General features: G+C 71.4%; 20 protein-coding genes and 1 pseudogene. 10 read left to right on the top strand and 11 right to left on the bottom strand.

Annotated features, from left to right (window positions below; all coding sequences use genetic code 11):
* The 6 genes from mqo to ON30_RS18375 form a co-directional block, all read left to right on the top strand.
* Positions 1–1,429, top strand: a 1,429-nt coding sequence (gene mqo, locus ON30_RS18400) for a malate dehydrogenase (quinone) (RefSeq protein ID WP_040708704.1), incomplete at its 5' end; no start/stop codon positions are given.
* 18 nt (positions 1,430–1,447) lie between these two features.
* On the top strand, positions 1,448–1,897 hold the full coding sequence (locus ON30_RS18395) for a GNAT family N-acetyltransferase (protein WP_040708703.1): 450 nt from the start codon (positions 1,448–1,450) through the stop codon (positions 1,895–1,897).
* Between the two features lie 111 nt (positions 1,898–2,008).
* Entirely contained in the window at positions 2,009–4,165 is a 2,157-nt protein-coding gene (locus ON30_RS18390) for a VWA domain-containing protein (RefSeq protein ID WP_063719904.1), read from the top strand.
* A gap of 24 nt (positions 4,166–4,189) precedes the next feature.
* Positions 4,190–4,804, top strand: a complete 615-nt coding sequence (cobO, locus tag ON30_RS18385; protein WP_040708701.1) for a cob(I)yrinic acid a,c-diamide adenosyltransferase — start codon at positions 4,190–4,192, stop codon at positions 4,802–4,804.
* The gene (locus ON30_RS18380) at positions 4,798–6,243 is read left to right on the top strand and encodes a cobyrinic acid a,c-diamide synthase CobB (protein WP_040708700.1); all 1,446 of its coding nucleotides are present in this window, start codon (positions 4,798–4,800) and stop codon (positions 6,241–6,243) included. Before cobO ends, ON30_RS18380 begins: the two co-directional genes overlap by 7 nt.
* An 8-nt stretch (positions 6,244–6,251) precedes the next feature.
* Positions 6,252–6,650 (top strand): cobalamin biosynthesis protein, encoded by a 399-nt coding sequence (locus ON30_RS18375; protein ID WP_051029505.1) that lies wholly within the window; start codon positions 6,252–6,254, stop codon positions 6,648–6,650.
* A gap of 41 nt (positions 6,651–6,691) precedes the next feature.
* On the opposite strand, the gene ON30_RS18370 is transcribed toward ON30_RS18375, so the two are convergent.
* The 4 genes from ON30_RS18370 to ON30_RS18355 form a co-directional block, all read right to left on the bottom strand.
* A complete protein-coding gene (locus tag ON30_RS18370) occupies positions 6,692–7,798 on the bottom strand; it encodes an Rv3169 family protein (protein ID WP_245554108.1) in 1,107 nt (368 codons plus the stop codon).
* Positions 7,789–8,919 carry a phosphotransferase family protein gene (locus tag ON30_RS18365; RefSeq protein WP_040708699.1) on the bottom strand — a complete coding sequence of 377 codons (1,131 nt, stop codon included), beginning with the start codon at positions 8,917–8,919 and terminating at the stop codon, positions 7,789–7,791. The genes ON30_RS18370 and ON30_RS18365 overlap by 10 nt, the downstream gene beginning before the upstream one ends.
* A gap of 246 nt (positions 8,920–9,165) precedes the next feature.
* Positions 9,166–9,627 carry a nucleoside deaminase gene (locus ON30_RS18360; RefSeq protein ID WP_040708697.1) on the bottom strand — a complete coding sequence of 154 codons (462 nt, stop codon included), beginning with the start codon at positions 9,625–9,627 and terminating at the stop codon, positions 9,166–9,168.
* Between the two features lie 52 nt (positions 9,628–9,679).
* Positions 9,680–10,657 carry a poly(ethylene terephthalate) hydrolase family protein gene (locus ON30_RS18355; protein ID WP_040708696.1) on the bottom strand — a complete coding sequence of 326 codons (978 nt, stop codon included), beginning with the start codon at positions 10,655–10,657 and terminating at the stop codon, positions 9,680–9,682.
* A 150-nt stretch (positions 10,658–10,807) separates the two neighbouring features.
* On the opposite strand from ON30_RS18355, the gene cobA reads away from it, so the two are divergent.
* The gene (gene cobA, locus ON30_RS18350) at positions 10,808–12,061 is read left to right on the top strand and encodes a uroporphyrinogen-III C-methyltransferase (RefSeq protein ID WP_051029504.1); all 1,254 of its coding nucleotides are present in this window, start codon (positions 10,808–10,810) and stop codon (positions 12,059–12,061) included.
* 103 nt (positions 12,062–12,164) lie between these two features.
* On the top strand, positions 12,165–13,649 hold the full coding sequence (locus ON30_RS18345) for an MFS transporter (protein ID WP_040708694.1): 1,485 nt from the start codon (positions 12,165–12,167) through the stop codon (positions 13,647–13,649).
* Between the two features lie 38 nt (positions 13,650–13,687).
* Here ON30_RS18345 and ON30_RS18340 read toward each other — a convergent pair whose 3' ends face one another.
* From ON30_RS18340 to ON30_RS18315, 6 genes and pseudogenes are all read right to left on the bottom strand, one after another.
* On the bottom strand, positions 13,688–14,101 hold the full coding sequence (locus tag ON30_RS18340; RefSeq protein WP_245554107.1) for a PPOX class F420-dependent oxidoreductase: 414 nt from the start codon (positions 14,099–14,101) through the stop codon (positions 13,688–13,690).
* Positions 14,102–14,561: 460 nt separating this feature from the next.
* Positions 14,562–15,266, bottom strand: a pseudogene (locus ON30_RS42535) (DUF7873 family protein).
* 24 nt (positions 15,267–15,290) lie between these two features.
* A complete protein-coding gene (locus ON30_RS18330) occupies positions 15,291–15,620 on the bottom strand; it encodes a hypothetical protein (protein ID WP_040708692.1) in 330 nt (109 codons plus the stop codon).
* A 148-nt stretch (positions 15,621–15,768) separates the two neighbouring features.
* Positions 15,769–16,503 carry an SDR family oxidoreductase gene (locus tag ON30_RS18325; RefSeq protein ID WP_040708691.1) on the bottom strand — a complete coding sequence of 245 codons (735 nt, stop codon included), beginning with the start codon at positions 16,501–16,503 and terminating at the stop codon, positions 15,769–15,771.
* Positions 16,500–17,717: an NADH:flavin oxidoreductase gene (locus tag ON30_RS18320; protein ID WP_040708690.1), complete on the bottom strand. Its 1,218-nt coding sequence runs from the start codon at positions 17,715–17,717 to the stop codon at positions 16,500–16,502. Before ON30_RS18320 ends, ON30_RS18325 begins: the two co-directional genes overlap by 4 nt.
* Positions 17,718–17,719: 2 nt before the next feature.
* Positions 17,720–18,289 carry a TetR family transcriptional regulator gene (locus tag ON30_RS18315; RefSeq protein WP_040708689.1) on the bottom strand — a complete coding sequence of 190 codons (570 nt, stop codon included), beginning with the start codon at positions 18,287–18,289 and terminating at the stop codon, positions 17,720–17,722.
* 121 nt (positions 18,290–18,410) lie between these two features.
* On the opposite strand from ON30_RS18315, the gene ON30_RS18310 reads away from it, so the two are divergent.
* Complete coding sequence (locus tag ON30_RS18310) at positions 18,411–19,034, top strand: HD domain-containing protein (RefSeq protein ID WP_040708688.1); 624 nt, start codon at positions 18,411–18,413, stop codon at positions 19,032–19,034.
* Between the two features lie 87 nt (positions 19,035–19,121).
* On the opposite strand, the gene yaaA is transcribed toward ON30_RS18310, so the two are convergent.
* Positions 19,122–19,865 (bottom strand): peroxide stress protein YaaA, encoded by a 744-nt coding sequence (gene yaaA / locus ON30_RS18305; RefSeq protein ID WP_040708687.1) that lies wholly within the window; start codon positions 19,863–19,865, stop codon positions 19,122–19,124.
* Between the two features lie 71 nt (positions 19,866–19,936).
* Between yaaA and proS the strand changes: the two genes are divergently transcribed.
* On the top strand, positions 19,937–20,617 hold a 681-nt coding region (gene proS, locus ON30_RS18300), incomplete at its 3' end, for a proline--tRNA ligase (protein ID WP_040708686.1).

The following is a 20,617-nucleotide window of genomic DNA, read 5'->3' as shown; positions in this document are numbered from 1 at the left end:
CTGGTCGATCTCACTGTTCGAGCGCCTCGACGCCGCCGCGCCGGAGAGCAGCGATCCGTGGAACAACGCGGGCACCGGCCACTCGGCGCTGTGCGAGCTCAACTACAGCCCGCAGAACGCCGACGGCTCGGTCGATGTGAGCAAGGCCATCGACATCAACGAGCGCTTCCAGGTCTCGCGGCAGTTCTGGGCCCACGCCGTGGAGAACGGCGTCCTGGGCGACCCGTCGCGCTTCATCAACCCGATCCCGCACGTGAGCTTCGTCCACGGCGCGGACGATGTGCAGTACCTGCGCAAGCGCTACGAGGCGCTCTCGCGCCACCCGCTGTTCGCGGGCATGGAGTACATCGACAGCCCCGACGAGTTCGCCCGCAGGCTGCCTTTGATGGCGCGCGGCCGCGACTTCTCCGAACCGGTGGCGCTGAACTGGACCGACGCGGGCACCGACATCGATTTCGGCTCGCTGACCAAGGAACTGCTCGCCTACCTCGGCGCGTCCGGCGTCGACCTGGCCTTCGGTCACGAGGTACGCAACCTGAGCAAGCAGTCCGACGGCAGTTGGGTGGTCAAGGTCCGCAACACCCGCACCGGCGCCCAGCGCAGCGTGCAGGCCAAATTCGTCTTCGTCGGCGCGGGCGGCGGCGCGCTGCCGCTGCTGCAGAAGGCGGGCATCAAGGAGATCAAGGGCTTCGCGGGCTTCCCCGTCAGCGGCCAGTTCCTGCGCTGTACCAATCCCGACCTGATCGGCAAGCACCGCGCCAAGGTCTACGGCAAGGCCGCCGTGGGCGCGCCGCCCATGTCGGTGCCGCACCTGGACACCCGCGTCATCGACGGACGCGCCGGACTGCTGTTCGGCCCCTACGCGGGCTGGACCCCGAAGTTCCTCAAGGACGGCAGCAACGGCGACCTGTTCAAGTCGATCCGCCCGGGCAACCTGAGCCCGATGCTCGGTGTCGGCCTGACCGAACTGTCGCTGGTGAAGTACCTGGTCTCGGAACTGCTCAAGTCGCAGGCGGGCAAGGTCGACACGATGGGCGAGTTCATCCCGCGGGCCAACGGCCGCGACTGGGAACTGATCACCGCCGGACAGCGCGTGCAGATCATCCGCCGCAAGGGTGTGGGCGGCGTGCTCGAACTCGGCACCGCCGTGATCGCCGCGGGCGACGGCAGCATCGCCGGTCTGCTGGGCGCCTCGCCGGGCGCCTCGACCTGTGTGACCGCCATGCTCGACGTGCTTCAGCGCTGCTTCCCCACCGAATACGAGCAGTGGACCCCCACCCTGCGCACGATGATCCCGTCGCTGGGCGTGAAACTCTCGGAGAACCAGTCGCTGTTCCAGGACGTCTGGGACTGGACCTCCAAGACGCTCAATCTCACCGATGTGACCGCGAACACGCCGCGCCCCGCGGGGGTCGCGGCCCGCGCGTAGGTGTGATAGCAAGACGCGATGATGTCAACGGTCGCACTCAAACGGGCATGGGCGCAGGATCTCGATACCGCCACCCTGTATCAGCTGTTGAAACTGCGCGTCGAAGTCTTCGTCGTCGAACAGAAGTGCGCGTACCCGGAACTCGACGGCCGGGATCTGCTGCCGGAGACACGGCACTTCTGGCTCGCCGACGAGGGTGAGATCATCGGCACCGTGCGACTGCTCGAAGAGCACCACGACGGGGTGAAGAGCTTCCGACTCGGCAGGCTCTGTACCGCCGTCCCGGTGCGCGGGCACGGCTACACCACCCGGTTGCTGGAGGCGGCCCTGGCCGAGGTCGGTTCCACGACCGTGCGCCTGAACGCCCAGACCTACCTGGTCGAGATGTACGCCAAGTTCGGATTCGAACCCGACGGCGAGGCGTTCGACGAGGACGGCATCGCGCACCTGCCGATGCGTCGCGGCTGACGTACTCCCACACCCGCGCCCACCCCGGTCACCGAGGTGGGCGCGTTCGCGTGCGCACGGCGGGGTGACGGCGGCGCCGCGCGACGGCTTGCCTAGTCTGGTGAGGTGTCCGTGTCCCATGCCGAAGAAACCGCACTGTCGTCCCACACCGCCCTGGCCGAGGGCGAGGCGGGATTCCCGTTCTCCGCGGTCGTGGGCCAGCAGCGGTTGCAACTCGCGCTGATCCTGTGCGCGGTCCATCCCGGCATCGGCGGCGTGCTGGTGCGCGGCGAGAAGGGCACCGCCAAATCGACAGTGGTGCGCGCGCTCGCCCATCTGCTCCCGCCGGTCGTGGACGAAACCGGCGCGCGCCCGGCGCGGTTGGTCGAACTGCCCGTGGGCGCCACCGAGGACCGCGTGGTCGGCTCGCTGGATCTGGAACGCGTGCTGCGCGACGGGGAACAGGCGTTCCGGCCGGGTCTGCTGGCCGCCGCCCACCACGGCGTGCTCTACGTCGACGAGGTCAACCTGCTGCACGACCACCTGGTCGACGTCCTGCTGGACGCGGCGGCCATGGGCCGGGTGCACATCGAACGCGACGGCGTCTCGCATTCGCACCCGGCGCGTTTCGTCCTGGTCGGCACCATGAATCCGGAGGAGGGGGAGTTGCGTCCGCAACTGCTCGACCGCTTCGGCCTCACCGTCGACGTGGTCGCCTCGCGCGAGGTGGACACCCGGATGGCCGTGGTGCGCGCCCGCCTGGACTACGAAGCCGACCCCGCGGGGTTCGCCGAACGCTTCGCCGCCGCCGATCGCGAAGTGGCGCAACGGATTCTCAACGCCCGCGAACGGGTCGCCCGGATCGCCCTGGACAACGGCGAACTGCGGCGCATCGCCGCGCTGTGCGCGAGCTTCGACGTCGACGGGATGCGCGCGGACCTGGTGGTCGCGCGCACCGCGGCCGCGCACGCCGCCTGGCGCGGCGGCGACGCCGTCACCGAACAGGACGTGCGGATCGCCGCGGAACTGGCGCTGCCGCACCGCCGCAGGCGCGACCCGTTCGACGAACCCGGGATCAGCGAGGACCAACTCGACCAGGCCATGCGCGAGGCGGCCGAGGAGGTCGAGCGCGCGGGCGATGGCGCGCCCGAGGCGGCGGGGGAGCAGACCGATTCGTCACAGGACTCCGCCAACCGCACGGACAGTGAGGGTTCCGGTGCCGACGGCCCGGACGCGGGCCTCCCGGACGACAACGCCTCCGGCAACGCCCCCGAGGACGGGGCGGCGGGCGATAGAGGACCGGACGGCAGTGGGCTCGACGGCGATGGGCTCGACGGCAGAGGGCCTGACGACAAAGGCCCGGATGGCAGCGGTCCGGAAGGCAGCGGCCCGAGAGGCGACGGCCCGGACGACGACGGCCCCGGCGGCGGCGCGCCGAACGGACGCGGCGGCTCTGGCGAGAACCGCACCGGCACACCGACTCCGGGGTCCGTGACCGCGCCGCGCTGGGAGGTCCCCGGCGTGGGCGAGGGCGCACCCGGGCGACGCTCGCGCGCCGAATCCCGGCACGGCCGCACGGTCCGTCCGAGCACCGACCCGCGCGCCGGCCTGCATCTGCTCGGCACCGTTTTCGCCGCCGCGCCGCACCAGCATCGTCGCGGCCGGATCGCGGGTCCGCTGGCGCTGACGGCCGAGGATCTGCGCGGAGCCTATCGCGAAGGGCGCGAAGGCAATCTGATCGTGTTCGTGGTCGACGCCTCCGGGTCGATGGCCGCGCGCGACCGACTGTCCGCGGTCACGGGCGCGATCGTCACCCTGTTGCGCGACGCCTACCAGCGCCGCGACAAGGTCGCCGTGATCACCGTGCGCGGGGCCGAGGCCGAGTTGGTCCTGCCGCCCACCTCGTCGGTCGACATCGCCGTGCGTCGCCTGGCCGATCTGCGCACCGGGGGCAAGACGCCGCTGGCCGCGGGACTGCTCGAAGCGCGCCGGGTGGTGGCCCGCGAACGGGTCCGCGACCCGCGCCGCCGCCCGATGCTGGTGCTGCTCACCGATGGCCGCGCGACCGGCGGCGTGGACCCGCTGCCGCGCGCCCGTGCCGCCGCGGCGCTGCTCGCTCGGGACGCGGTGACCTCGATGGTGGTCGACTGCGAGCGCGGGATGATCCGCCTCGGCCTGGCCGCCGATCTGGCCCGCGACCTGCGCGCCGGATATGTGCGTCTGGCCGAGTTGACCGGTGCGACGGTCGCCGACCTGGTGCGCGCGGGCGCGGGCCGCGCCGCCGCCTGACCGCCTTCACGATTAGGAGAGCCGATGCCCAAGGGCGTCCCGGAGACCGTCCCCGACGACGGTCTCACCACCCGGCAGCGCCGCAACCAACCGGTGCTCGCCGTGCACACAGGCCCCGGTAAAGGCAAGTCGACCGCGGCCTTCGGCATGGCGTTGCGCGCCTGGAACCAGGGCTTCGACGTCGCGGTGTTCCAGTTCGTGAAGAGCGCGAAGTGGAAGGTCGGCGAGGAAGCCGCGTTCCGCACCCTGGGGACGTTGCACGAGCAGACCGGCGCGGGCGGCGCCGTCGAGTGGCACAAGATGGGCGAGGGCTGGTCCTGGACCCGCAAGCAGGGCAGCGACGAGGACCACGCCGCCGCGGCGCGGTCGGGGTGGCGCGAGATCGCCCGCCGCCTGGACGACGAACAGCACCGTTTCTACGTCCTGGACGAATTCACCTACCCGCTCAAGTGGGGCTGGGTCGACGTCGAGGAAGTCGTGGACACCCTGGTTCGGCGGCCCGGCAACCAGCATGTGGTCATCACCGGCCGTGACGCCCCGCCCGCCCTGATCGAAGCCGCCGACCTGGTCACCGAGATGACCAAGCTCAAGCATCCGATGGACGCGGGCCGCAAAGGCCAGCGCGGCATCGAATGGTGAACCCCGTGCCCGCCGTCGTCATCGCCGCGCCCGCCTCGGGCAGCGGCAAGACCACGCTGGCGACGGGTTTGATCGGCGCGCTGCGGCGGGCCGGTCACCGGGTCGCGCCGTTCAAGGTCGGCCCCGACTACATCGATCCCGGCTACCACGGACTCGCCGCCGGACGTCCCGGGCGCAACCTCGACCCGGTGCTGGTGGGCGCGGGGCGGGTGGTCCCGCTGTATCGGCACGGCGTCCTCGGTTGCGACCTGGCGGTGGTCGAAGGCGTGATGGGCCTGTTCGACGGACGCATCGACGACCAGGACGCGAGTCCGGTCGCCGAGGGGTCCACCGCACAGGTCGCCGGACTGCTCGGAGCGCCGGTGGTCCTGGTGGTGGACGCGCGCGGCCACAGTCAGAGCCTGGCCGCCCTGCTGCACGGCTTCGCCACCTTCGACAGCGGTGTGCGCTTGGGCGGGGTCATCCTGAACCGGGTCGGCAGCGAACGCCACGAACAGGTCCTGCGCGCCGCCTGCGACCGCGTCGGACTGCCGGTCCTGGGGTGCCTGCCCCGCCTGGCCGCCCTCGAAGTGCCCTCGCGTCACCTCGGCCTCATCCCCGCCGTCGAACACGGGGCCGCCGCCACCACCGCCGTCGAGGCGATGACCGACCTCGTCGCCGCCCACGTGGATCTGGCCGCCGTCGCACGACTCGCCTCGTCCACCGTGACCGGCCCGGCCTGGGACGCGTCGGCCGAACTCCGCGCGCAAGCCGAGGCGCCCGCGGGGACGCGCGGTGTGCCCGCGTCCGCGGGGACGCGCGGTGTGCCCGCGTCCGCGGGGCCGGTGATCGCGATGGCGGGCGGTCCGGCTTTCACTTTCGGCTACGCCGAACACGGTGAACTGCTGCTCGCCGCCGGGGCGCGCGTCGAGGTCTTCGACCCGCTGCGCGACGAGTTGCCTACCGGCACCGGCGGTTTAATGCTCCCCGGCGGATTCCCGGAGGAGCACGCCGCGGCCCTCGCCGCCAACGGCCGACTGCTGGACCAGGTGCGCGCACTGGCCGCCGCGGGTGCGCCGATCCACGCCGAATGCGCGGGCCTGCTCTATCTGACCCGCTCCCTGGACGGCCACCTGCTGGCGGGTGTGATCGACGCCGACGCCGAATTCGGCCCGCGCCTGACCCTCGGCTATCGCGACGCCGTCGCCCTGCGGGACTCGCCGCTGTGGCGCACGGGCGAACGCGTGGTCGGGCACGAATTCCACCGCACCCGCCTGGTGCGCGTCGGCGACTCCGATCCGGCGTGGGCGTGGCGCTCCCCGTCCGGCGAGACGGTGCGCGAAGGGGCGGTGCGCCACCAGGTCCACGCCTCCTATCTGCACACCCACCCCGCCGGAAACCCCGCCGCGACCGCCCGTTTCGTGGCCGCCGCCCGCCTCCCCGCTCCGGTCGGTCCCTGAGCGCCCCGATGTGCTCGGACTCCGCGCTCGAATCGGCTCCGACGGCAGAGCGCGCGCCGTTGGTGGTCGGGCTCGGCCTGCGCCCGGATACCTCCGCCGCCCGCATCGTCGCGGCGATTCGAGAAGCGCTGGGGGAGTGTGTGATCGGAGCGGTGGCGACCCTCGACCGGCGTGCCGCCGAACCGGGTGTGCGCGAAGCCGCCGTCCTGCTGGGGGTGCCCGTGCTCGCCTTCGCCGCCGAGACCTTGGCCGGAGTCGACGTGCCGAATCCGGGGCGGCGCACCCGAGCGGCGGTCGGCACCGGGAGCGTCGCGGAGGCCGCGGCGATCCTGGCCGCCCGCGCGCCGTTGACCCATCCGAAGCGCGTGGTCGACGGCATCGTGGTGGCCGCCGCGACGCGCCGCTGACCGGCATCGCCGCGGCGAGCGCGCCCTCGGCCGGGAACAGGTCAGGGAGCCACGGAGGTCCAGTCGGCGAAGCCGGTGGGATCGTGCCGTCCGAGGCTGGCGTGCTCGAACAGACCCCAGCCCTCGGCCTCGCCGCAGCGGGCGTGAGCGACGAAATCGGTGACGCCGTAAGGGATGCGGGCGGCGACGGCGGGATCGGTGAGGTCGTAGCGACTGGTGGAGGTCCAGTCCCGGCCTTTCCACTGGCCGTGCTGCCAGTCGGGGTCGCCGCCGTAGCCGCAGCCGATGTGCAGGGGAACGCCGGTGCCGGTGGTGATCTCGACGGTGACGGGTGTGCCGTCGAGAGCGGTGAGGTCCAGGCGGGCGGCGGTGGGGACGCGGGTGCCGCTGCGGTAGTCGATGTGCACGCGCGGCCAGCCGAGTTGTTCGACGCGCCCGTCCGGCCACACGCGGACGGCGTCGTTGAGGGTGCGGGTGCCGTCGGGTTGTTCCTGCACGATGACGACGATGGCGAAATCGTCGAAGCGCAACGGCACGTAGAGCCACCAGAACCCGCCGGACGGTTCGCTCGCGGCGCGGCCCGCGGGTTCGGTCTCGCCGACGGGCCGGATGCCCCAGGAGCGATCGCGGCTTCCGGTCCACACGGCCGGATCGACGGCGATGTCGTCGCCGTCGACGTGCAGGGCGCCCGCCCAGGAACCGACCTGCGCGAACCGGGACGCCTCGATGATGGGCCGGTTGCCGTTGAGGATCAGGTGCGGTTGTTCCTGCACGGCGGGAAAGGCCCCGGTCCAGGTGAGGTCGAAGCCGAGGTCGTCATGTTCGCAGATCACCCGGATCCGGTGCAACGCCTCGACCACTTCGATCCGGTAGCCGCCGACCTTCATGTCGAGTCCGCGTTCGGCCAGGGCGTCGGAGAAGCGCACCGTGCGCTGGATGTCGCCACGGCGCACGCAGGCGAACGCGTCGGTGACCCCGAGGTTCGGGTACACCCCGAAGCCGGTGACGAGGAAGGTGTCACCGCGGTCGGAGGCGTTGAAGTAGCTGCGGTCGTAGAAGTTCCGGTCGCTGCTGGTGACGCGGGCGAACGACAGCGGGGTCTGGTGGATGGCGTATTCGTCGAGGGGCGTCGGCATGGTCAGTCCCATTCGTAGGTTCCGTCGAGCAGTGCCTCCAGACACGCCCGGTGCATCACGTAGTCGTCGCGTTCGGCGGGCGGTTCGGCTTCGCCGAAGTGGATCATCCTGCGGGTGATGCGCGCCATCACCACGGCGTGCCGCAGCGCCGCGTAGACCAGGTAGAAGTCCAGGTCGCGCGGGGTGTGGCCGGAGATCCGGCGGTACTGCTCGGCGACCTGGTCGCGGCGCAGGAACCCGGGCAGTCCCGGCATCCCGAATTTGACGGCGAGGTCCTGGAAGAAGCGGTGGATGAAGATCGTCCAGGCGAGGTCGAGTTCGCGCGGGCCGAGCGCGGCCATCTCCCAGTCCAGCACCGCGACGGGGTCGAAGCCGTCGAAGATGATGTTGCCGGGTCGGGCATCGCCCCAACTGAGCACGTCGGGGCCGGGGTCGGCGGGCCAGTGCCGCTCGAGCCAGTCGAAGCCGCGGTCGATGAGCGGGATGTCGTAGCCGTCGTCGGCCAGCGCCCACCGGTACCAGTCCTTCTGGGCGTCGACGTGGCGGCGCAGTCCCGAGCCGGGGCCGTCGAGCATGGGGAAGCGGGCGGTGGGGTCGTCGATGGCGTGGATCGCGGCGATGATCTCGAGGGTCTTGTGGGTCAGGTGCGCGCGTTCGTCGTCGGTGGCGTCGAACAGCCAGCCGACGAAGACGTAGGGCGGGTTGTCCGAGGGGACCCGCCCGTCGACGCGCCGCATGACGAAGAAGGGCGCGCCGAGCGGGTTCTCCCCGGTCTCGAGCCAGCACAGTCCGGGGACGGGCACGTCGGTGGCGGCCGCGACGCCTTCCATGACCCGGTACTGGGTGGGCAGGTCGTAATCGCGGAACACCGGGAAGGCGTCGGCGTCGGGGGCCAGGCGGGCGACGAAGGAGCCGTGTTCGTCGCGGCCTCCGGCCCGCCAGTCGGCGTCGAACAGGATCGAGGTGCTGGACATGCCGCCGGATTCCGGGCGGGCCAGGCGGGAGATGGCGGGCGGTCCGTCGGCCCCGACCCGTCCGCCGAGCCAGCGCGACAGGTCCTCGGCCAAGTGCTCGAGATCGCGTTCGCTGACGGTCAGCTTCATGCGTTCGGTGTGGTCGGATGCCTCGGCCATCGGTGTCCTCCTGAGCGTGCCGCGTCCGGGAGGTGACTGTAACGTGTTCTAGTTGTTTCGCGCCGGAAAAGGACCGAAGAAACATCCGGGCCTTTCCCCAGCGCCGCGGAGCCACCCCGACGCGCGGAAACACCGCTCGCGGGCATGCCCGTCGCGATCACCCTCGACCGGTTCGACCCCGCGGATCTCCCGGTGCGGCGCGGCGGATTCCACTGGGTGCGGGAGAGTCCCGCCTTCGAGTGAGTCTCACTCGGGATCGGCGACCCCGATGTCCTCGAACCACAGCGCGGGCTGATCGGCGATGAACGCGGTCATCAGGTCGACGCAGCGCCGGTCCTCCAGCACGGTGACCCGCACGCCGTGCTCGGCCAGCCAGTCGTGACCGCCGTGGAAGGTGCTCGCCTCGCCGACGATCACCGCGCCGATCCCGAACTGACGCACCAAGCCGCTGCAATACCAGCACGGCGACAGGGTGGTCACCATGGTGGTCGAGCGGTAGTCGCGGCGGCGGCCCGCCGCGCGGAAGGCGTCGGTCTCGGCGTGCATGCTCGGATCACCCGACTGCACCCGGCGATTGTGTCCGCTGCCCAGCAGGGTGCCGTCCGCGTCGAACAGCGCCGCGCCGATCGGCACGCCGCCCTCGGACAGTCCGCGCAGCGCTTCCCCGTAGGCCACCTCGAGCAGGGCCTCGACCGATTCGATGCTCATGCGCCGAGCCAAGCACGCCCGCGCGCGCCACGCGACGCGACGCGCGCGCCGCTCACCACAGCGAACTCGTCTGGTTGCTCCAGTGCGGCGAGGGCCGGAACAACTCGCCGGTTCCGGCCACGAAGGCCCGGCGCGCGGCGGCGTCGCCCCGCAACTGGGCGACCAGCCAGGCCGTCGGATAGCCGAGATAGCCCGCCACCCCGACCGAGCACGGCGCGGAGGCCGCCGCGCAGTCGGGCTGACCCTGCACATCGTTGTGGTCGGGGCCGTTGAGCGTCGCCCACACCTTCGGCACCTGCGGCGGGGTCGCCTCGTAGTAGGCCAGATTCGATTGCAGCCCCACCGCCTGCCACGGGATCGGCTGCCGCGACGGCGAGATGAACGCGTCGGCCGAACCGTTGACGAAGAACAGCGATCCCGCGCCGACCGTTCCGGTGTCGGCGCAGGTCGGCTTGTTCGAGCACAGCGCCTGCGCGGGGATCTCCAGCGGCACGGCGGTGCGGATCGCGCCGTGCGCGTCGCGCAGGGCGTTCACCACGCCCGTCGCCCCCTGGGAATGACCGATCGCGCCCACCGCGGCGGTGTCGAGTCGGCCGAAGAACACCGACCCCGGATCGGCGGCGCGGTCGAGCAGATAGTTCAGCGATTCCCTGATCGCGACCCCGGACCCGGTGAAGGAATTCTCGGTCGCGATGACCACGAACCCCCACGACGCCAGGTGGCGCAGCAGATAGGCGTACTGATCCGGCACCGCGTTGGTGCCGTTGCCCCACAGCACGACGGGGTGCCGGGTTCCGCCCGCGCCCAGCGCGCTCGGATACCACAGCGCGTAGCCGGACCCGGCGCCGTCGCAGCAGTCCGCCCCGTGTCGTTCGCTCACCTGCCACGGCCCCGGCGCGGAGTAGGTCGACTCGATCCCCGCGTTCGGCGCGTATCCCGGATCCGCTTGCGCCCCAGCGGCTGTCATGTTCGCCGCGAGGACGGCCACCGCCACCGCCGCTGCCCGCAGCGCGGACACCCAACCCTTCATGCGGCGAGTATAGGAACCGGTCGGTCCCCGCCGCCAATGACCGGATTGTCCGACTCTGTGCGGGAGCGGTCGCGGCCCGGTCCGTGACGGCGCGCACATGCCCGAATCCGTCTGCGGGGCCCGCGCGCCGAGGCCGTAGTCTCGTCCCTTGTGCCGACAACGTCAGACCCCACCGAACCCGCGCCGCCCGGCGACCCGAACTACCTGGTCGGGCTCGATCTGCACGGTCGCCGCGTCGTCGTGGTCGGCGGCGGATCGGTGGCCCAGCGCCGCCTCGGACTGCTCATCGCCGCGGGCGCCGACGTGCACGTCGTCAGCCGCGAAGTGACTCCGGCGGTCGAGGGGATGGCGAGCGCCGGACAGCTGAACCTGACCCTGCGCCCCTACGCCGACGGCGACCTCGACGGCGCCTGGTACGCCATCGCCTGCACCGACGAACCCGCCACCAACGCGGCCGTCGTCGCCGAGGCCGAACGCCGCCGCGTGTTCTGCGTGCGCGCCGACAACGCCCGCCTCGGCACCGCCGTCACCCCGGCCACCGCGCGCTACGACGGCATGTCGCTCGGCGTGCTCGCCGGCGGCGCGCACCGCCGCTCGGCGGCCATCCGCACCGCGTTGCTCGAAGCGCTGCAATCGGGTGTGGTGACCGACGATTCGACGCCGATCGCCCCCGGCGTCGCACTGGTCGGCGGCGGCCCCGGTGATCCCGACCTGATCACCGTGCGCGGGCGCAGACTGCTGGCCAGAGCCGACCTGGTCGTCGCCGACCGCCTCGCCCCGCCGGAACTGCTCGCCGAACTCGGCCCCGACGTCGAGGTCGTCGACGCCGCGAAGATCCCCTACGGGCGCGCGATGGCCCAGGAGGCGATCAACACCGCACTGGTCGAAGGGGCCAAGGCGGGCAAATTCGTGGTCCGCCTCAAAGGCGGCGACCCCTACGTGTTCGGACGCGGCTACGAAGAACTGGAAGCCTGCGTCGAGGCGGGCGTCCCCGTCACCGTCGTCCCCGGCGTCACCAGTCCCATCTCCGTCCCCGCCGCCGCGGGCATCCCGGTCACCCACCGCGGTGTCACCCACGAATTCGTCGTGGTCAGCGGACACCTCGCCCCCGACCACCCCGAATCCCTGGTCGACTGGCCCGCGCTGGGCCGACTGCGCGGCACGCTGGTGCTGATGATGGCCGTCGAACGCATCGAACAGTTCGCCGCCGCGCTGCTCGCGGGCGGCCGCCCCGCCGAGACCCCGGCCACCGTCATCCAGGAAGGCACCCTGCGCACCCAGCGCGTGCTGCGCGCCGACCTGGGCACCGTCGCCCAGCGGGTCCGCGCCGAGGGCATCCGCCCGCCCGCCATCGTCGTCATCGGCCCCACCGCCGGGTTCTCCGCCGACCCCGAGGCGATCTGAGCTCGAGGGTGTTCACAACGCGGCGGTCGGTCGGTTGTGGGGCCTCGGTCGCTTCCACGGCGGCGACCGGCCCCCGAGCCGGTGTCCGTTACAGTGGCTCACCATGCTCCAGAAACCCGCTGCGGCGATGCAGTACCCGGTGACGCAGCGGGCCTTCGGGCTCGCCATCTTCGTGCTGAGCGGTCTGCAACTCATGGTGGTGCTCGACGGCAGCGTGGTGATCCTGGCCCTGCCGCGACTACAGCAGGAGATGGGGCTGTCCAGTTCGGGCAGCGCCTGGACGGTCACCTCCTACGGACTGACCTTCGCCGGTCTGATGCTGCTCGGCGGACGCATCGGCGACGCGTTCGGCCGCAAACGAATGCTCATCGTCGGCGTCGCCCTGTTCACCTTCGCCTCGCTGCTGTGCGGTCTGGCCACCGGCGAAGCCATGCTCATCGCCGCGCGCGCCCTGCAAGGCATGGGCGCGGCGCTGGCGGCACCCTCCGCCTTCGCGCTGGTCGCGACCACCTTCGCCCCCGGCAAGGCCCGCAACCAGGCCATCGCCATCGTCGGTTCGATGGTGGGCGTCGGTTCGGTCGGCGGCCTGGTCATCGGCGGCGCGCTCACCGAACTGTCCTGGCGCTGGATCTTCCTCATCAACGTCCCCATCGGCGTGCTCATCGTGCTCGGCGCGGTCTACTGCCTCACCGACACCGACCACCACCGCGTCGGCCTCGACATCCGCGGCGCGGTCCTGGGCACCCTGGCCTGCACCGCCATCGTGTTCGGCGCGACCGAAGGGCCCGAACTCGGCTGGGGCCACTGGTCCATCATCGGCTCCCTGGTCGGCGGTTTCGTCCTGCTCGTAGCGTTCGTGTTCGCCGAACGCCGGGTCGACAACCCGCTGGTGCCGTGGTCGCTGTTCGACAGCCGCGACCGCGTCGCCACCTTCGTGCTCATCCTGCTCGCGGGCGGCGTGCTCGGGGCGATGACCTACTTCGTCGCCCAGTTCCTCCAGAACGTCCTGCACTACAGCCCGCTCTACGCGGGCGTGGCCTGCATTCCGTTCACCGTCGGCATCGGCGTCGGCGCGGCCGCGGCCTCCAAGGCGGTGCTGTTCGTGGCCCCCCGCTGGCTGCTGGCCGGGGCCGCCACCGTCCTCGCGGTCGGGTTGCTGTTCGCCTCCACGCTGGACCGCCACGTCACCTACCTGCCCACGCTGCTGATCCTGCTCGTGGTCATCGGCGCGGGCGTCGGCGTCGCGATGGTGCTGGCCCCGCTGTGCGTGCTGGTCGGCGTGCCCCCCTCCGACATCGGTCCGCTCGCCGCCGTCGGCCAGATGTTCATGAACCTGGGCACCCCGCTCGCGATCGGCATCCTGACCCCGGTCGCGGTGTCGCGCACGCTGTCCCTCGGCGGCAACACCGGCCACTCCGCGAGTATGACCGCCGCCCAGATCGACGCCCTCAGCAACGGCTACACGCTGGTGCTCGCGGTGTGCGCGGGCGTCGCCGTCCTCATCGGCTTGATCGCGCTCACCCTGCGGTTCACCCCGCAGCAGATCGCCCAGGCCCACCACGCGCAGGAGGAGTCCCAGCGCGCGTGAGCGTGGGCGACGAACCGTGAGCCGCCGCGCACGAGTGCTCAGATCCGGCTGACGACCTTCTGCGGCGTGACCCGCACGATGATGCGGTCGGGGCCGTCGTCCGGGGCTTCGGGGTTCAGATCCGCGTAGTCCGTGCCGACGTACTTGCGCGCCAACCGGTTCGGCAGATCCCGCTTCGGATCGTCGGTCACCGTCGCGGTGCCCAGGATCTCCGCGTACACGTACGGGTTGTCCGGCGGCAGGATCAGGATCGTCACCCGCGGGTCGCGCAGGATGTTGCGGCCCTGCTTGCGCGGGCGGGTCGTGGAGAACAGGATGTCCTCGCCGTCGCGTTCGATCCACACCACCGTCAGGTGCGGCCTGCCGTCGGCATCGATGGTCGCCGCGGTGGCGAACACCTTCGTGTCGTCGATGTGCTTCTTGAGGTCGTCGGAGAGTTCGGCTGTGGTCACGCTTCGGAGGAACATCCGCGCGCCCCCGAACATTCCGCCCGGCCCGGATACGGGAGGACCCGGGGGGCTAGCCTGCCCCCGAGTCCCATGCAATGCCGCCGATATTCGCACAATCCTGATCGAGGGATCGGATCACCCTGACACGTCGCGTCCTGCCTTTGGAACCATCCCCCACTGGCTGAGGGAGCCGGAGTCGAACCGGCATCTCGACGCTCGCCGTCCTTTCCTCACGATCGGTGTTCGGCGGCGAATACTCGTGCTGGAGCGAGAATCTGAGCCTCGTCACGGCTGCCTCTGCCGGTTGGGCTACCCGGGCGGGTACCCGGGGCGGGACTCGAACCCGCACTGACACCGTGTGATTCAGCTTCACCTTCAGTTTGAGTGTGCGCTCCCGCGCTGTTCCCGCGCGAAGGCGGGAACGACTGTGGGTCCGGGACGCGCCGCGCGCCCCGGACCGGCCTCATCGGAACAGGTAGCCGAAGATCACCTCACCCGCCTTGCGGTCGGTGATCTCGGTCCCGTTGGCCTCCTCGCGCGCGAACTTCACCGCCTGCGCGAGCTTCTCGATCCGCTCGGCCAGTTCGTTGACCCGCCGCGCGGGCAGCGCGCCGGAGAACTTCACCGTGGTCCAATGGCCGATGGCGATGTCCTCGTAGTACACCTCGACCTGGGCCGGGTGCTTCTCGGTGGCCTCGGCCTTGACGTGGTTGCGCGGCACCTTCTTGGTGCGCAGCGTGCGGACCGCGTCGGTGCGCCAGGTGTCGCTGGAGTCGTCGAAGGACCACGCCTCGGCCGCGTCGAGGACGGGCAGCTTCTTGACGAACCCGTGCAGTTCGTTGAGCTGCTTCTCCAGGAACAGCAGGTAGGACACGGGCACGCCGGCGAGCAGGGTCGTACCGTCGACGGTGACGTCGGCCCTGGCCTAGGTGTTGGCCCAGTCCTTGGTCGCCGTGACGTCGAACAGTCGGGTCAGCGTCGCGGCCGTGCGCCGCAGCACCTCCTCGGACTTGACCTGCACGCGGGTGGATTCGGCGGGCAACTGCTCGCCTTCCTCGTCCTTGGGCTGGTAGGTGCGCGCGATACCGGCCGGCAGCGCGGGCTTGGTCAGCAGGCCCTGGGTCTCGGCGAGTTCGCGCTGCGCCGTGCTCTTGACGCCCTTCTCCACTTATCCCGACCCGTCGGTAACCGCTCAGGGGCGGGGGAAGCGGGTGCGGACCACCGCGCGTTCGGAGCGGCGTTCGGCGTCGAGCAGGAGCATGGCGGTGGTGAGGGTGGGGGCGAAGAGGTCTTCTTCGCCTCGTTCGATCATGCGCTCGACGGCGGCGTTGATGTCGGCCGCGGCGGCGACCAGTGCCTGCGCGGAGTGGCGGTAGGCGCTGGTGGGGACGCGGCCCGGCTCCTGAGAGGGGTTCATGCGGCCGATCAGGTCGATGGCGCGCAGCAGGTAGTGCACGAGATCCTTCTCGGCCGCGGTGAGGGCGGGCAGTCGGGCGGGGCCGTCCGGTGGTTTGTTCGACATGGGAACGCCTTCGAGTCGGGGTTGGCGCTCGCGGGGCGGGGACACGCGCACGCCCTTCGATTCTGGCAGGCGCGCCCGGTCGAGGCGACGTGTGGCGAGGTGATCGTCGTAGCCCGAGGTGCCGTTTCCCGAGAAGTGGTCCGGTGGCTCAGCCCGCGGTCATGCCGCCGTCGACGACGAATTCCGCGCCGGTGCAGTAGCTGGACTCGTGGCTCGCGAGGTAGACCAGCAGCGGGCTGACTTCGTCGGGGACGCCGAGTCGGGTGCGGGTGTCGCTGTCGCGATCCACGGTGGCGGTGTCGTCCGCACCGATCATCGAGGTCAGGATGCCGCCGGGGTGCACCGAGTTGACGCGCACGCCGTGCGGGGCGAGTTCCAGTGCGGCGGATTTGGTGAGTCCGCGCAGGCCGAATTTGGAGGCGGTGTAGCCGTGTACGCCCGCGACGCCTTGCAGACCGGCCGCCGAGGAGATGTTGACGACGCTGGCGGGCCGGGCGGCGACGAGCGCGTCGCGGGCGGCGCTGAGTCCCAGGAACGGCCCGGTGAGGTTGATCGCGAGGATGTTCTGCCACTGCTTCTCGGAGTACTGGCCCAGCGGGCCGCCGTCGAGGATGCCCGCGTTGTTGACCAGGACGTCGAGTTTGCCGAAGCGGCGCACGGTTTCGGCGACGGCGGCGTCCCAGTCGCCCGCGCGGGTGACGTCGAGGTGGAGGTAGGCGGCGCGTTCACCGAGTTCGGCGGCGAGTCGTTCGCCCGCTTCGTCGGCGATGTCGCCCAGGACCACCGCGGCGCCTTCGGCGAGGAAGGCCCGCGCGTGGGCGGCGCCCATGCCCGAGGCGCCGCCGCTGATCAGCGCCACCCGTCCGGTCAGGCGGTCGGTCATGAGATCTCCTCGTCGGTGGTGCGCACGCGCACCGTGATCGGGTCGTGGGGCGCGTCGGGGCGGTAGACGCACCGGGTGCGGGTGTAGATGGTGGGCATGCAGCGGTTGCAGTGCACGCACGCCGAACGGGTGCTCGCGTCGGCGCGGATGCGGTGCAGCAGATCGGGTTCGCGCAGCAGGGCGCGCCCCATGGCGACGAAGTCGAAGCCCTCGCGCATGGCGGTGTCCATGGTGTCGCGGTCGGTGATCCCGCCGAGCAGGATCAGCGGCATGGACAGTTCGCGGCGGAACTGGCGGGCCCGTTCGAGCAGGTAGGTGTCGCGGTAGGGGTATTCCTTCAGGAACGCGCGCCCGACCAGGCGGAAGCCCCAGCGGGCCGGTCCCGGCAGCACTTTCGCGAATTCGGCGCGCGGCGCGTCGCCGTGGAACAGCAGCATCGGGTTGAGCAGGGAACTGCCCGCGGTGAGTTCGAGCGCGTCGAGCGCGCCGTCGGCTTCGAGCCAGGCGGCGACCTGCAGGGCCTCGGGCACCGTCAGCCCGCCGCGGCGACCGTCCTCCATGTTGAGTTTCGCGGTGACCGCGAGTCTGCCGCCGACCGCGTCGGCGACCGCGACGGCGATCTCGCGCGCCAGGCGCGCGCGATTGCGGGTGGAGCCGCCGTAGCCGTCGCGGCGGCGGTTGAGCAGGGGGCTCAGGAATGCGCTGACCAGGTAGTTGTGGCCGAAATGGATTTCCACCGCGTCGAATCCGGCCTGTTCGGCCAGCAGGGCGGCGCGCGCGTGCGCTCGCACCAGGTCGCCCAGGTCGGTTTCGTCGGGCGCTTTCATCGCCCGCATGCCGAGCGGGCTGAACAGCGGACTCGGCGCGAGCGCGGGCGCGCGGTTGGAGGCGGCGTTGGCCACCGGGCCCGCGTGACCGATCTGGGCGCTGGCCGCGGCCCCCTCGGCGTGGACGGCGTCGGTCAGTCGGCGCAGGCCGGGCACGGCCTCGGGGCGCAGCCAGATCTGGTGCCGGTCGGTGCGTCCGCCCGGGGCGACCGCGAGGTAGGCGACCGTGGTCATGCCGACACCGCCCGCGGCGAGTTCGCGGTGGAATTCGATCAGATCGTCGGTGGCGAGCGCGTCGGGGCTGCGTCCTTCGAAGGTGGCGGCCTTGATCACCCTGTTGCGCAGGGTGATCGGGCCGAGGCGGGCCGGTGCGAAGATGTCGTGCATGGTCACTCCTGTGCCGTGGTGAGTCCGGCGACGACGAAATCCCGCAGTGTCGTCACCGCGCGTTCGGAGATGCCGTATTCCTCGATCTCGGGGCTGCCGAATCGCATGATGATCAGGTCGAAGGCCAACATCCAGCGGCGGCGGGCCTCGCCGGTGGCCAGGTGCGGGAGCAGCGCCGTCCAGGAGTCCATCCGGAACCAGCGGCCCTGCCAGGCGGTGAGGTGCCTGCCGAGTACGAAGCGGGCCAGCAGGCGCAGGTGCAACCTGCCCATCGGGTCGGCGGCCAGGTCGACGAAGGGCGCGAGGATGGCGTCGACCAGTGCCGGAACCGAGTCCGCGCCCGGTGTCGCCGCGGCCATGCCGCCCGCCCACAGCGGTCCGAGTCGATCCTCGATCAGCGCGCCGACCAGGGCTTCCTTGGAGCCGAAGTGGTAGTGCACGGCCGCCGGGTTGGCTCCGGCCTCGGCGCAGACCGCGCGCACCGACACCTCGTCGTACGGCTCGGTCAGCAGCAGTCGTTCCGCCGCGGCCAGCAGTCGCGCCCTGGTGCCGGTGGATACCTTCTCGGCCATGTCGAAAGTAGAACACGTTTCAAACAGAAGTTCAATCACTGATTGAAACCGCCACGACAGTGGTCGATCCCACGCGGGTGAACCGTTGCCGGACACCGACTCCGCGCGCCAGACTCGGCGGATGAGCGATGTCGAAGAGGACCTGCTGCGCCGCTGGACGGACCTCGCCGGACCCGGGGCCGAAGCGGTGGGAGCGGATCTGGTGGCCCGCTACGCCGAACCCCACCGCCGCTACCACACCGTGCACCACCTTGCCGCCATGCTCGCGGTCATCGACGATCTGGCCCCGGCCGCCGTCGACCTCGCCGCGGTCCGCCACGCCGCCTGGTTCCACGACGCGATCTACGCCGTCGACCGCGCCGACAACGAGGAACGCAGCGCGGAACTCGCCGAATCCGTCCTGCCGACCCTCGGTCACTCCGCCGGATTCGCCCGCGAGGTCGGACGACTCGTGCGGGTCACCGCGCGCCACGACCCCGCCCCCGAGGACCGCGACGGCGGCGTCCTCTGCGACGCCGACCTGGCCGTGCTGGCCGCCGACACCGCCGGGTACGCCGCTTACACCGCCGCCGTGCGCGCCGAATACCGGCACGTGCCCGACGACCTGTTCCGCACCGGTCGCGCGGCGGTGCTGCGCAGTCTGGCCGACCAGGAGCGACTGTTCCACACCCCGCTGGGCCGGGAACGCTACGAGGCGAAGGCGCGCGCGAACCTCGCCCGGGAACTGGCCGCGCTCACGGAGTAGGCGCTCGTCCGAAACCGACTGTGCCGAAAACCGAGCGGCCCACCGAGGAACCGGCTCACCGGGACGCGGGCGGGTCGGCGGCGCGACTCAGGTGACGACGACCAGTTCGGTCGGGGAGACGATCTCGACCCGCAGCCCCGCCTTCCTCGCCACCCGCGCGACGCCGCGGACATCGGTCGGGTCGGCCCGGGTGAGCACCAGCGCGCGCGCCAGCAGCCCTTTGTGGTGCTTGTTGAAATGGCTGACCACACTGCGGCTTCCGTCGGCGTGCTCGGTGACCACGTCGGCGGTGATCGCCCCCGGCACCCGACCGAGTTGCTGGTAGGCGCCCGAGCGCAGGTCGATCACCAGATCGCCGTCGGTCTCCGCGGTCAGCGCGGGGGCGAGTTCGTCGCGCCACACCGCCGACAGCGTCGGCAGGCCGGGCAGTTTGGAACCGCCCGAGAGGCGATAGGCGGGGATGCGGTCGCCCGCGCGGACCACGCCGAACAGCGCCGATCCGATGGCCAGTCGCGCGCGGGCCTTGTCGCGCTGCACGCGGGTGAACGACAGCGCGTCCAGCGCGTCGTAGAGCACTCCGGTGTAGCGCTGGAGCGCGGGATGGGTCGGTGCGGTGCGCAGGGCGGCGTTGCGCGCGATCTCCGCCTCGGCCCCCTTGCCGAGGCCCAGGGCGGTGCGGGTGGCCTCCGGGTCGCCCGCCAGGTCCACCAGCGCGCCGATCAACCGCTCGCGCACGGCCGTGAGCTGCGGCATCGACAGCTCCGCCAGTTCCAGGGGCGCGTGCGCGCCACCGTCCGACTTGGTCTCCGAGGGAGGCAGCAGCACCAGCACGACCGGATACGGTACTCCCGGTCCGAGGCGTTGCGGCAGGCCGCGGGGCACGAGGACTACTCTGTGCACCCGTGATCACCCGCCTCTCGCACCTGTTCCTGCGCACCCTGCGCGACGATCCCGCCGACGCCGAGGTGCCCAGCCACAAACTGCTCGTGCGCGCCGGCTACGTGCGGCGCATCGCGCCCGGCGTGTACTCGTGGCTGCCGCTGGGGCTCAAGGTGCTGCGCCGGGTGGAGGAGGTCGTGCGGCAGGAGATGAACGCGATGGGCGCGCAGGAGATCTCGCTGCCCGCCCTGCTGCCGCGCGAACCCTACGAGGCCACCAAGCGCTGGACCGAGTACGGCGACGCGCTGTTCCGACTCCAGGATCGCAAGGGCGCGGACTACCTGCTCGGCCCGACCCACGAGGAACTGTTCGCGCTCACGGTGAAGGGCGAGTACAACTCCTACAAGGATCTGCCGGTCACGCTGTACCAGATCCAGACCAAGTACCGCGACGAGGAACGGCCGCGGGCGGGCATCCTGCGCGGCCGCGAATTCGTGATGAAGGACTCCTACTCCTTCGACCTGGACGAGGCCGGCCTGGCCGCCAGCTACCAGGCCCACCGCGAGACCTATCAGCGCATCCTCGCGCGTCTGGGCGTGCGCTACGTCATCGTCGCCGCCACGTCGGGAGCGATGGGCGGCAGCGCGTCGGAGGAATTCCTGGCCGAGAGCCCGGTCGGCGAGGACACCTACGTGCGCTCGCTC

Source organism: Nocardia takedensis NBRC 100417, from assembly GCF_000308695.1.
Classification (GTDB): domain Bacteria; phylum Actinomycetota; class Actinomycetes; order Mycobacteriales; family Mycobacteriaceae; genus Nocardia; species Nocardia takedensis.
Note: the sequence above shows the minus strand (reverse complement) of the source record. Positions and strands in the feature narration are given on the sequence as shown.

What these genes read in the sequence shown, in the direction of transcription:
- ON30_RS18370 (WP_245554108.1), bottom strand. Translation starts at nt 7,798, where the DNA reads ATGGGACTGACCATGCCGACGCCCCTCGACGAATACGCCATCCACCAG.
- ON30_RS18395 (WP_040708703.1), top strand. Translation starts at nt 1,448, where the DNA reads ATGATGTCAACGGTCGCACTCAAACGGGCATGGGCGCAGGATCTCGAT.
- ON30_RS18325 (WP_040708691.1), bottom strand. Translation starts at nt 16,503, where the DNA reads ATGACCGACCGCCTGACCGGACGGGTGGCGCTGATCAGCGGCGGCGCC.
- ON30_RS18320 (WP_040708690.1), bottom strand. Translation starts at nt 17,717, where the DNA reads ATGCACGACATCTTCGCACCGGCCCGCCTCGGCCCGATCACCCTGCGC.
- ON30_RS18355 (WP_040708696.1), bottom strand. Translation starts at nt 10,657, where the DNA reads ATGAAGGGTTGGGTGTCCGCGCTGCGGGCAGCGGCGGTGGCGGTGGCC.
- ON30_RS18360 (WP_040708697.1), bottom strand. Translation starts at nt 9,627, where the DNA reads ATGAGCATCGAATCGGTCGAGGCCCTGCTCGAGGTGGCCTACGGGGAA.
- ON30_RS18310 (WP_040708688.1), top strand. Translation starts at nt 18,411, where the DNA reads ATGAGCGATGTCGAAGAGGACCTGCTGCGCCGCTGGACGGACCTCGCC.
- cobO (WP_040708701.1), top strand. Translation starts at nt 4,190, where the DNA reads ATGCCCAAGGGCGTCCCGGAGACCGTCCCCGACGACGGTCTCACCACC.
- ON30_RS18380 (WP_040708700.1), top strand. Translation starts at nt 4,798, where the DNA reads ATGGTGAACCCCGTGCCCGCCGTCGTCATCGCCGCGCCCGCCTCGGGC.
- ON30_RS18345 (WP_040708694.1), top strand. Translation starts at nt 12,165, where the DNA reads ATGCTCCAGAAACCCGCTGCGGCGATGCAGTACCCGGTGACGCAGCGG.
- ON30_RS18330 (WP_040708692.1), bottom strand. Translation starts at nt 15,620, where the DNA reads ATGTCGAACAAACCACCGGACGGCCCCGCCCGACTGCCCGCCCTCACC.
- ON30_RS18365 (WP_040708699.1), bottom strand. Translation starts at nt 8,919, where the DNA reads ATGGCCGAGGCATCCGACCACACCGAACGCATGAAGCTGACCGTCAGC.
- ON30_RS18315 (WP_040708689.1), bottom strand. Translation starts at nt 18,289, where the DNA reads ATGGCCGAGAAGGTATCCACCGGCACCAGGGCGCGACTGCTGGCCGCG.
- ON30_RS18375 (WP_051029505.1), top strand. Translation starts at nt 6,252, where the DNA reads ATGTGCTCGGACTCCGCGCTCGAATCGGCTCCGACGGCAGAGCGCGCG.